This window comes from Streptomyces ossamyceticus (assembly GCF_001418475.1).
GTDB lineage: Bacteria > Actinomycetota > Actinomycetes > Streptomycetales > Streptomycetaceae > Streptomyces > Streptomyces ossamyceticus.
In genome coordinates, this window is sequence record NZ_LIQX01000542.1 from 1 (window position 1) to 10,395 (window position 10,395).

The following is a 10,395-nucleotide window of genomic DNA, read 5'->3' on the forward strand; positions in this document are numbered from 1 at the left end:
GCCCGCAGCGACGGCGGCGCCCCCTCGCTGGGCCTGGCTGGCCTACGCCGTCGTGTTCGGCGCCGCCGTCGCTGCGGGCACGGCCATCGCGGCCATGCCGAACCCCATGAGCGCCTCACCGCCCGCGGCCCTGCGCTGCTCCTCGACGGCGCTGCGCATCCGCAGCAGGCAGTACCCACCGGTCAGCGCGCACAGCGCGACCAGCAGCCAGCCGGGCGAAGCCGGTCCGTGCACCGTGCACCTCCACGCTCGACGGCGTCGAACAGCGATGACCGTGAGGTCGACCAGTCGGTCAGGGCATGCCCCTGCCCGGTGGCGCGCAGACAAGCGCACGGGAGTATGCGGGGGAGCGCGCGGGGTGCATCGGCGCGACAGCCGGGGTGCATCGGAAGGGGGCTTGGCCCCTCGGAGCGGTGGGCGGCTGAGCGGGGTGCGGCTGAGCAGGGGTGCGCGCGCCCCGCCGTCGGAGCGGGTGACCGCGTCCGGTGGGCCGGACACCGTACGCTCACGGCGACGGCACGACAGCACGGATTCCACGCTTCGGAGGGCGCACCGGCATGACGGCAGGCAACGGGCGGACGGCGGCGGGAAGCGGCGCGGCTCTGGGGGACACGGTCGCCAAGGTGGTGCGTCAGTGGCAGACGGTGCACCCCGGTCTCGACACCGGCCCCATGGAGATCATCGGCCGGGTGAACCGATGTGCCGCCCTCCTTCAGCAGGCGGAGGACGCGCCGCTGCGCCGCGCCGGGCTCACCCGCCCCGAGTTCGACGTCCTCGGCACCCTGCGCCGCACCGGCCACGAGCTGACGCCCAGTGAGATCGCCCGTGAGACGTTCGCCTCCGGCGCGGCCGTCACCAAACGCGTCAAGCTGCTCAGCGAACGCGGGCTGGTGGAGCGGCGCGGCGACGCCCGGGACCGGCGTGTCGCCCATGTCCGGCTCACGGACTCCGGCCGTGACCTCGTGGACAGCGTCCTGCCGGAGCAACTGGCCTACGAGACGAATGTGCTGTCCGGCGTCGGCACCGACGACCGCCGTGAACTGGCCGGTCTGCTGGGAGAGTTGCTGATCCAGCTGGAGGACCGGCTGGGCCTGCCGCGCACCTGAGGCCCCGGCGCGCGCACGTCCGACGGCTCAGCGCTCCCCGTCCGCCGGGTACACGCCGAACATGGCGCCCTGGGGGTCGCGCAGCACGGCGATGCGCGGGCCCTCCGGCACCGTGGTCGGCTCCATGAGCACGGTGCCCCCGGCGCCGACGGCGATCCGGGCGGTGTCGTCCACGTCCTCGACGGCGAAGTAGGGCAGCCAGTGCGAGGGCACCTCGTGCGGGAACTTCTCGTCCATGGTGATCATGCCGCCGAAGTCGGCACCGGCGATGCCCCACTGCGTGTAGTGCTCGGAGGCGTGCACGGTCCAGCCGAACACGGTGGTGTAGAAGGCCTCGGCCCCCTCCGGAGCGCGGGTCAGCAGCTCCACCCAGCCGAGGGCGCCGGGCGCGTTGAACAGACCGGCACCGGGGAAGGTGCGGGCCTCCCAGAGCTGGAAGGCCGCGCCGCCCGGGTCGAACGCCACCGCGAACCGTCCGATGTCGAAGACGTCCATGGGCTCCAGGACGATCGACCCGCCGGCCGCCCGGACCGACCCGACCGCGGCGTCCGCGTCGGCCACCGCGAACGACACGTTCCACGCCACCGGCTGCGACTCCTGGTACAGCGGCGCGAGCGCGGCGACGGCGGCGTCGCCCAGGTGCGCCACGGTGTACCCGCCAGGCCTCCTGGCGCGGGTCGGTCTCCGGACGCCATCCGAACAGCTCGGTGTAGAACCGCTTGGCCGCCTCCAGATCACCGGTCCCCAGCTCGGTCCAGCAGGGCCCACCGGTCACCGGCCTGTCGAGCTTCATGGCGCTCCTCGCGGAAGGGACGGCCCCCACCAGCACGCTATGCCCGCACCCCGGCCCCGGCCACCGGGGCCCCGGCGTCCCGGTGGAGCGTCCGACGGGCCCCGCGGGTCGGGCACGGGGCCGGCGCCGGGCCGACGCCCGGCGGGCCGGCTCAGATGCCGGGCCGGTACCGCAGCGGATGGTCCGCCGGGATCTCCACCAGCACGATCTCCGTACCGTCCGGGTCGGCGATCCACATCTCGATCAGCCCCCACGGCTCCCGCACCGGCGGCCGCCGCACCTCCACCCCGGCCGCCACCAGCTCCTCGTGTGCCGCCGTCACGTCCGCCACCTGGAGCCACAGCTTCAGCGCGGGCGAGGGCGGGGTGTCGGAGTGCCCGGCGACCTCCAGGAAGCCGCCGCCGAGGAAGTACACGACCCCTCGGTGGTCACCCGTACCGAACTCGCGGTACACGGGGAGCCCCAGCTTCTCGCCGTAGAAGACACGGGAGCGCTCCGGGTCGGTGGGGCGCAGAAGGGTACGGCTGCTCAATACATGGACCATGCCGTCGGAGCCTAGTCGGCGCAGGACTACGCTTCAGCGTGCCCGCGCCGCAGCCAGATCCGTCAGGAGCGCCCATGGACACCGCCCCCGGCCTGACCTTCCGTGATGCCACCGACGTCGACGTGGACGTGCTCGTCGCGTTGATCGAGTCGGCGTACCGGGGGGACTCCAGCCGGGTCGGCTGGACCACGGAGGCGGACATCCTCGACGGGCGGCGCACCGACCCGCAGGGCGTCCTGGACGTCATCAAGTCGCCCGACAGTCGACTGCTCACCGTGGAGCGGGACGGCACGGTCGTCGCCTGCTGCCAGCTCGAACACCGCGGCGACCACGTCTACTTCGGGATGTTCGCGGTGAGCCCGGCGCTCCAGGGCGCCGGCCTCGGCAAGACGATCATCGCCGAGGCCGAGCGGATCGCGGTCGAGACCTGGGCCGCCGGGGAGATGCACATGACCGTGATCTCCGTACGGGACGACCTCATCGCCTGGTACGAGCGGCGTGGCTACCGCCGTACGGGACGCATGAGCCCGTTCCCGTACGGCGACGAGCGCTTCGGTGTCCCGCTGCGGGACGACCTGCGCTTCGAGTTGCTGGTGAAGGAGCTGAGGCGGCCGGTCACGCCGTGAAACGGCCGGTGCGTTTGATGTCCGGGTAGTCCGTGGTCGCGCCGTCCAACTGCAGCGCGCGCACCAGACGCAGATGGTCCTGGGTGTTGACCACCCAGCCGATGATGCGCAGATTCGCCTTGCGGGCGCGCTCGACGACCTCCAGGGTGAGCCGCCGGATGTTCAGGACGAGGGTGGAGGCGCCGACCGCGACCGCCCGGTCCACGACGTCCAGGCCGTACCGGCTGGCGACCAGCGCGGTGCGCACGCCGGGGACGAGCCGGGCGATCTCGGCGACCGCCTCGTCGTGGAAGGACAGCACCTCGACCCGTCCCACCAGGTCGCGCCGGTGCATGACCTCGGCGAGGGCGCGGGCCGCCGCCGTGTCCTTGATCTCGGCCTGCAAGGGCGCCCGGACGGCGTCGAGCACCTCCTCGAAGGTGGGGATCCGCTCGCCGCGCCCCGCGTCGAGGGCGCGCAGCTCGGCGAGGGTCTTGTCGGCGATGGGGCCCGTGCCGTCGGTCGTCCGGTCCACATCCGCGTCGTGCATGACGACGAGTGCGCCGTCCTTGCTCAGATGCAGATCGAGTTCGATGACGTCGAGGCCCGCGCGATCGGCGGCGACGAAGGAACGCAGGGTGTTCTCCGGTTCGACACCCATGACTCCGCGGTGACCGATGGTGAGGAAGTTCAAGGTGGACTCGCTTCCGTCGACGGCGGCTCGGGCCGCGTGACCGGGAGGGGACGGCACGCGGCTGGGCCGCAGCGTAGTCGTCCGGCCCCGCGATGCATCCGTACGTGCACAAGCCCTTTCGAGCCATCTCAGGCCGTGTCACGTCGGAGAACAGGACCGTTTCCTCGCGTGTCCGCGCGAACCGGGTCATCCCTGAGTGGGCGAGTCCGGTGCGCGTTGACCCAGAAGACCCCTCTGGCCGACGGCCTCGCACAAACTGTGACCTGGGACGCGTGTGACAGGAGATTCAGCGGTTAGTTACTGGGGGTGGCGGGAGGATTTCCGGCTTGGTCATGTGATCGACCTTGCGGGAGACGAGCTTCCCTACATACGGTGTCCGTACGAAAGGTTCTCCCGTGGAGGATGGGTCATGACGGAAATTCTTGTGCAGGTGGGTACGGAGGGCGCTGTTCCTCCGGTCGGTAGGGTGGTGGAGCACCCGGCCTGGCCCGTGCTCAAGGATGCCGTGGAGCGGATCCGGCCATGGCAGTCCAAGGACGGCTCGATCGACTTCGACGCCGAGGGCGCGCCCGGCGCCACCGACGCCGAGCAGGCCGTAGGCGATGTCGTGGGCGCCGTGGAGGAGCTCTCCGCGCTGCTGCCGCACGACGCGGCGTACCACCAGGCGCTCGTCAAGGATCTGCGCCGGTGGGCCGAGGGCGGCTTCGAGGTGCCGGACTTCCTCGACTCGCTGCTGGCCTTCCAGCCGGCCGCCGACCGCCGTGACGGCCTCCAGCACCTGGTCGTCTTCCCGATGTACACGCAGAACGGCAACCCCGACCGCAATCTCGAAGCGGTCGTGCTGCGCATGGTCTGGCCCGAGTGGCTGGCCGAACTGGAGCGCACCCGCTACGACAACCCGCTGTTCTGCGGCATCAAGTTCGAGGACTTCACGGCCGGCTACGACACCAACTCCGCCGTCCTCTTCCCCGAGACGATCGCCGTCCGCGAGGCGCCGGAACGTTTCTCCTGGGGTGGCATCTTCTGCGACCGCGAGGCCGCCCGCTTCCGCCGGGTGACCGACGCCGCCGTCGACATCCTCGGCCTGGAGCTCCCCGAGGACATCGCCGCGATGGTCCACGACCAGAAGCGCTGCGAGGAGGCCTTCGTCCTGTGGGACATGGTCCACGACCGCACCCACAGCCACGGCGACCTGCCCTTCGACCCCTTCATGATCAAGCAGCGCCAGCCGTTCTGGATGTACGGCCTGGAGGAGCTGCGCTGCGACCTCACCGCCTTCAAGGAGGCCGTGAAGCTGGAGTCCGACGGGGTGCCGCAGGCCCGTGACGTGCAGTACGCGGTGCTGTTCGACCGGATGTTCCGCTTCCCGGTCACCGGCGAGCGCGTGCGCAACTACGACGGCCTCGGCGGCCAGCTCCTCTTCGCCTACCTGCACAAGCACGACGTCGTCCGCTGGACCGACAACAAGCTGTTCATCGACTGGCAGCGCGCCCCGCAGGTCACCAACGAGCTGTGCGCCGAGATCGAGAAGCTCTACCGCGACGGCATCGACCGCCCGAAGCTGGTCCACTGGTTCGCCGGCTACGAGCTGGTCTCCACCTACCTCGCACCCCACCCCGGCTCCCGCTGGGCCAAGGGTCCCGACGCCCTGGATCTGACGCAGCCGCCGCGCAAGCTCGTCGACGACGTGCTTCCGGACGAGTTTCCGCTCAGCATGTTCTATGAGGCGCTCGCCAAGAAGCTCAAGAACGTGATCGCCTCCACCAAGGGCATCACCGCGGTGAACGCCGAGCGGGCCGCCGCGTGAGCGCCCGATCCGCAGAGGTCACAGTGGCGCTTCAGGAGGCGAAGACCATGGGGAACGGCAACGGAGCACTCAGCGGCGCGGTGATCGCGGTGGCGGGCGCGGGCGGGCCCGCGGGCCGGGCGGCGCTGCTGCGGCTCGCCGAGGCCGGCGCGATCGTCGTCGGCTCCGACAACGACCCGGAGCGCCTGTCCGAGGCGGTGGACGCGGCCCGCTACGCGCACGGCGGCGCCACCGTCGTCGGCGACACGGTCGATCTGCTGGACCTCAAGTCGACCCGCGACTGGGCGCTGCGCGTCGAGAAGGACTTCGGCCGGGTCGACGGCCTCGTCCACCTCGTCGGCGGCTGGCGCGGCAGCGAGACCTTCACCAGGACCAGCCTCGACGACTGGGACTTCCTGGAGATGCTCCTCATCCGCACCGTGCAGCACACCTCCCTCGCCTTCCACGAGGCGCTCCAGCGCAGCGACCGCGGCCGGTACCTCCTGATCAGCGCGGCCGGCGCGAGCAAGCCCACCGCGGGCAACGCCGCCTACGCCTCCGCCAAGGCCGCCGCCGAGGCGTGGACGCTGGCCATGGCGGACTACTTCCGCAAGGCCGGGGGGTCGGAGGGCCCGACGTCCGCGGCTGCCATCCTGGTGGTCAAGGCATTGGTGCACGACGCGATGCGCGCTGACCGCCCCAACGCGAAGTTCGCGGGGTTCACCGACGTCAAGGAGCTGGCCGAGGCCATCGTCGACGTCTGGGAGAAGCCCGCCGCCGAAGTGAACGGGAACCGTCTGTGGCTCACCGAGAAGCCGTGAATCCCCCCAGGACCGACGCACGACGCCATCACGACCCGGAGGTCCGCGGCTTCGCCAGCGACAACTACGCGGGGGTCCACCCGGAGGTGCTCGCCGCCCTGGCCCTGGCCAACGGCGGGCACCAGGTCGCGTACGGCGAGGACGACTACACCGAGAACCTCCAGCGGATCATCCGCAGCCACTTCGGCGCCACCGCCGAGGCGTTCCCGGTCTTCAACGGCACCGGCGCAAACGTCGTCGCGCTCCAGGCGGTCACCGACCGCTGGGGCGCGGTGATCTGCGCCGAGAGCGCCCACATCAACGTCGACGAGTGCGGTGCGCCGGAGCGGATCGGCGGACTGAAGCTGCTCACGGTGCCCACCCCGGACGGCAAGCTCACCCCCGAGCTGATCGACCGGCAGGCGTACGGCTGGGAGGACGAGCACCGGGCGATGCCGCAGGCCGTCTCGATCACCCAGAGCACGGAACTGGGCACGCTGTACACGCCCGACGAGATCCGCGCGATCTGCGAACACGCCCACGCGCACGGCATGAAGGTGCACCTGGACGGCTCCCGGATAGCCAACGCGGCCGCCTCGCTGGACGTGCCGATGCGCACCTTCACCGACGCCGTCGGTGTCGACATCCTCTCCCTGGGCGGCACCAAGAACGGTGCGATGTTCGGCGAGGCCGTCGTCGTCATCAACCAGGACGCGGTCCGGCGGATGAAGCATCTGCGGAAGCTGTCCATGCAGCTCGCCTCCAAGATGCGTTTCGTCTCCGTGCAGTTGGAGGCGCTGCTCGCCAGGGACCTGTGGCTGCGCAACGCCCGCCACTCCAACGAGATGGCGCAGCGCCTCGCCGAGGGCGTCCGCGCGGTCCACGGCGTCGAGGTGCTGTATCCCGTCCAGGCCAACGGGGTCTTCGCCCGGCTGCCGCACGAAGTGAGCGAGCGTCTGCAGAAGAAGTTCCGCTTCTACTTCTGGGACGAGGCCGCGGGCGTCGTCCGCTGGATGTGCTCATTCGACACGACCGAGGACGACGTCGACCGGTTCGTGGCGGCGTTGAAGGAGGAGATGGCCCGCTGAGGGTCCCCTCCCCAGGGAACAGATTGCATAGATATACGGTCACCTGAAAATGCATTGACTCTCGGGTGATCGTATTTCTATGCTCTGCGGGCATGGAGCTGATCCAGGAAACCCCTGACCTGTCCGCCTACTTGGCCGCCGACGACGTCATCGACCATCATCACCCGGTGGTGCGGGAGACTGCGGCACGGCTGGCCCGACGGTCGGTCGACTCGTATGACTATGCGCGAGCGGCCTTCGAGTTCGTCCGCGACGCCATCCCGCACTCGGCGGACACGGGTGACCCGCGTGTCACCTGGCGCGCCTCGGACGTCCTGGAGCAGGGCACCGGGATCTGCTACGCCAAGGCGCACGCGCTGACCGCGCTTCTACGGGCCGAGGACATCCCGACGGCCCTGTGCTACCAGCGGCTTGCGCACGACGACGACGGCGGACACGCCGTGCACGGTCTGGTCGCCGTGCGCCTCGACGGGGGCTGGCACCGGCAGGACCCCCGCGGCAACAAACCGGGCGTGGACGCCCGCTTCTCCCTCACCGGGGAGCGACTGGCATGGGTCCCCGACCCGGCCGCGGGGGAGTGCGACTACCCGGTCCTCCACCCCGCGCCGCACCCCGACGTCATTGCAGCGCTCAGAGCCGCGCCCGACCGGACACTGCTCTGGGAGACGCTCCCCGTGGCGCTCTAGGGCCTGTCGTTCGGATCACGCCTGGGCCGCGGGGCTTGGCACGCACACCTGCGGCGTTGTCGTCGGTTGCCAACGCTCCGCGTTGACGCCCTCCTCCGCCTTGCAGTTGCACGCACCAAGCCCCGCTCACCGGCGGCTATCAAGGTGCCGTAGCCCGAAATCGGCATGATCCGAACGACCGGCCCTGGGCCGGGTCAGCGGGCCTCGGCCTCGCGGACCTGCTCCGGGGTCGGGGCCGTGCCGCCGAGGTGGGCCGGCATCCACCAGGTGTCGTCCGGATCCTTGGGGCGCACCGGGTAGGCGCGCTGCGCGGCCTCCAGCAACTCCTGGACGCGCTCGCGCAGTTGCCGGGTGATCGCACCGGCGTACTTGTCCTTGGAGGCCTCTATCGCCTCGCCCACCCGGATGGTGATCGGGATGTGGCTGCGCTTGAAGTTGCGCGGATGGCCCTTGGTCCACAGCCGCTGCGTGCCCCACACCGCCATCGGGATCAGCGGGACACCGGCCTCCTGAGCCAGCCGGGCGGCGCCCGACTTGAAGCTCTTGAGGGTGAACGACTGCGAGATCGTGGCCTCGGGGAAGACGCCGACGATCTCCCCGGAGCGCAGTGAGTCCAGCGCGTGCTCGTAGGCCGCCTCGCCCTTTGTGCGGTCCACCGGGATGTGCCGCATGTTGCGCATCAGCGGGCCGGAGATCTTGTGGCGGAACACCGACTCCTTGGCCATGAAGCGCACCAGCCGCTTCTGCGGCAGCGCGGCCAGACCGTCGAAGATGAAGTCCAGGTAGCTGATGTGATTGCTGACCAGTACGGCGCCGCCCGAGCGCGGGATGTTCTCCGACCCCTTGCAGTCGATCTTCAGGTCCCAGGCCTTGAACAGGGTGTGGGCGAGACCGATCGCGGGACGGTAGACAAGCTCTGCCATGGACGGAGTGGACCCTTCTCTCTGCCTGGGAGAGGGGGCTCCCGGCGGAAAAGTTACGCTGCCGTAGGTTTACGGCCTGTCGCAGATCGTGCCCCAAGAACGCACGAGTAGCCAGCCCTGGTGCCGGTGAAGTGCGAGATTCTCGTCACGTCGGCCGTACGGCCCACGCCGGGCCATCCTCCGCCCTCACCCGGCGCGTACCGTCACCCGGCGGACGAGCAGGTACATCTCGCACCCCAGGCAGTACCCGAAGACCGCGTTCAGGAACGCCGCCGCGAGCGCCGCCCCCGTCGCCGCGAGCCCCAGCCACTCGGGGCCCAGCGTGAAACCGGCCAGCCCCACCAGCGCGAACACCAGCCCGACCGTCTGGGCGAACCGCGGCGGCCGGGGCGACTCGAACTCCGTCGGCGGCCCGAGCCGCGGCCGGACCACCCTGCGGAAGACCCAGCCGTACGGCGAACGACCCACCCCGCCCGCCGCGCCCAGCGCGAAGGCGAACGTCTGCCAGGCCAGCAGCCAGGCGCTGCCACTGATCAGCGCGACGGCCAGCACGACCGCCGTCACGGCCGCGCCGAAGCGCGGACCCCTCACATCGATGTCCATGCGTCAAGCATTCCGCAAGCCAATCTCTTCGAGGAGTCGGGAATCTTTGCAGTCTCATGAACGCTGAAGGACCCTGTGACCGGACTGGTGGTGTGCGTGCTGGTGCTTGCCGCGGCGAGCGCCTACGGAGTGCTGCAACGGCGGCGGAGCGGGAGGGTCGGAGTGCGGGTGCGGGACGGCGAGAAGCGGCTCGACGCCGCCGAGTTGGGGGAGGCGCTCGGTGAACGGGCCACGCTCCTGCAGTTCTCCAGCGCCTTCTGCGCCCCCTGCCGGGCCACCCGCAGGGTGCTCGCCGAGGTCGCCGGGATGGTCCCGGGCGTCGCCCATGTGGAGATCGACGCCGAGCAACACCTCGACCTGGTCCGTCGGCTCGATATCCTCAAGACCCCGACCGTGCTCGTCCTCGACGCGGACGGCCGGGTCGTACGGCGTGCGGCGGGGCAGCCGCGCAAGGCGGATGTGATCGCCGCGCTCGGCGAAGCCGTGTGAGGGGAGTGGCCCGTGACGCACCTTCCGGATGACGGAACGCTCTTGACTGTACGCGTCACGTATCGTCAATCTGACGGCATGCCCCGGGAACTCCTCCTCTTCGAGCGTGTCCATGTGGACCTGGTCCGCACGGCGAGTTCGCGCTGTCCAGGCTGTTGAACGGCCACGGACCCCGCTCGTCGACCCCACCCGAAGGACATCACCCATGACGGCCACCTCCGGCCTCGGTTCCCCCCGGCTCGCCTCCCCCGACCTCCTGCGCTCCGTCTTCCGGCGGC

The 10,395-nt window shown here is 70.6% G+C and carries 11 protein-coding genes and 3 pseudogenes; 8 read left to right on the forward strand and 6 right to left on the reverse strand.

What is annotated here, in order from left to right:
• Window positions 1–57: 57 nt before the first annotated feature.
• Window positions 58–234 (reverse strand): annotated as a pseudogene (locus AOK15_RS32560) (DUF5134 domain-containing protein); the annotation flags it as partial.
• A gap of 323 nt (window positions 235–557) precedes the next feature.
• On the opposite strand from AOK15_RS32560, the gene AOK15_RS32565 reads away from it, so the two are divergent.
• Window positions 558–1,106 (forward strand): MarR family winged helix-turn-helix transcriptional regulator, encoded by a 549-nt coding sequence (locus AOK15_RS32565; protein ID WP_055521918.1) that lies wholly within the window; start codon window positions 558–560, stop codon window positions 1,104–1,106.
• A 27-nt stretch (window positions 1,107–1,133) separates the two neighbouring features.
• On the opposite strand, the pseudogene AOK15_RS32570 reads toward AOK15_RS32565, so the two are convergent.
• Both AOK15_RS32570 and AOK15_RS32575 read right to left on the reverse strand, forming a co-directional pair.
• A pseudogene (locus tag AOK15_RS32570) lies at window positions 1,134–1,899 on the reverse strand (VOC family protein).
• A 151-nt stretch (window positions 1,900–2,050) separates the two neighbouring features.
• A complete protein-coding gene (locus AOK15_RS32575) occupies window positions 2,051–2,443 on the reverse strand; it encodes a VOC family protein (protein ID WP_055521919.1) in 393 nt (130 codons plus the stop codon).
• Between the two features lie 74 nt (window positions 2,444–2,517).
• On the opposite strand from AOK15_RS32575, the gene AOK15_RS32580 reads away from it, so the two are divergent.
• Window positions 2,518–3,069 carry a GNAT family N-acetyltransferase gene (locus AOK15_RS32580; RefSeq protein ID WP_055521920.1) on the forward strand — a complete coding sequence of 184 codons (552 nt, stop codon included), beginning with the start codon at window positions 2,518–2,520 and terminating at the stop codon, window positions 3,067–3,069.
• Here AOK15_RS32580 and AOK15_RS32585 read toward each other — a convergent pair.
• Window positions 3,059–3,742: a glycerophosphodiester phosphodiesterase gene (locus AOK15_RS32585; protein ID WP_055521921.1), complete on the reverse strand. Its 684-nt coding sequence runs from the start codon at window positions 3,740–3,742 to the stop codon at window positions 3,059–3,061. The two genes, AOK15_RS32580 and AOK15_RS32585, sit on opposite strands and share 11 nt — an antisense overlap.
• Before the next feature lie 409 nt (window positions 3,743–4,151).
• Between AOK15_RS32585 and AOK15_RS32590 the strand changes: the two genes are divergently transcribed.
• The 4 genes from AOK15_RS32590 (at window position 4,152) to AOK15_RS32605 (ending at window position 8,102) form a co-directional block, all read left to right on the forward strand.
• Window positions 4,152–5,549, forward strand: coding sequence for a DUF6421 family protein (locus AOK15_RS32590; RefSeq protein ID WP_055521922.1), 1,398 nt, complete (start codon window positions 4,152–4,154; stop codon window positions 5,547–5,549).
• A 47-nt stretch (window positions 5,550–5,596) separates the two neighbouring features.
• Complete coding sequence (locus AOK15_RS32595; protein WP_055521923.1) at window positions 5,597–6,349, forward strand: SDR family oxidoreductase; 753 nt, start codon at window positions 5,597–5,599, stop codon at window positions 6,347–6,349.
• Window positions 6,346–7,416: a threonine aldolase family protein gene (locus AOK15_RS32600; protein ID WP_055521924.1), complete on the forward strand. Its 1,071-nt coding sequence runs from the start codon at window positions 6,346–6,348 to the stop codon at window positions 7,414–7,416. Before AOK15_RS32595 ends, AOK15_RS32600 begins: the two co-directional genes overlap by 4 nt.
• A 92-nt stretch (window positions 7,417–7,508) precedes the next feature.
• A complete protein-coding gene (locus AOK15_RS32605; protein WP_055521925.1) occupies window positions 7,509–8,102 on the forward strand; it encodes a transglutaminase-like domain-containing protein in 594 nt (197 codons plus the stop codon).
• A 194-nt stretch (window positions 8,103–8,296) separates the two neighbouring features.
• On the opposite strand, the gene AOK15_RS32610 is transcribed toward AOK15_RS32605, so the two are convergent.
• Complete coding sequence (locus AOK15_RS32610) at window positions 8,297–9,025, reverse strand: lysophospholipid acyltransferase family protein (RefSeq protein ID WP_055521926.1); 729 nt, start codon at window positions 9,023–9,025, stop codon at window positions 8,297–8,299.
• Between the two features lie 186 nt (window positions 9,026–9,211).
• Window positions 9,212–9,628: a DUF4395 domain-containing protein gene (locus AOK15_RS32615; protein ID WP_055521927.1), complete on the reverse strand. Its 417-nt coding sequence runs from the start codon at window positions 9,626–9,628 to the stop codon at window positions 9,212–9,214.
• Window positions 9,629–9,703: 75 nt separating this feature from the next.
• Between AOK15_RS32615 and AOK15_RS32620 the strand changes: the two genes are divergently transcribed.
• Together AOK15_RS32620 and AOK15_RS47635 are read left to right on the forward strand one after the other, a co-directional pair.
• Window positions 9,704–10,117, forward strand: a complete 414-nt coding sequence (locus AOK15_RS32620) for a TlpA family protein disulfide reductase (RefSeq protein WP_055521928.1) — start codon at window positions 9,704–9,706, stop codon at window positions 10,115–10,117.
• Between the two features lie 205 nt (window positions 10,118–10,322).
• Window positions 10,323–10,395, forward strand: a pseudogene (locus tag AOK15_RS47635) (flavin reductase); the annotation flags it as partial.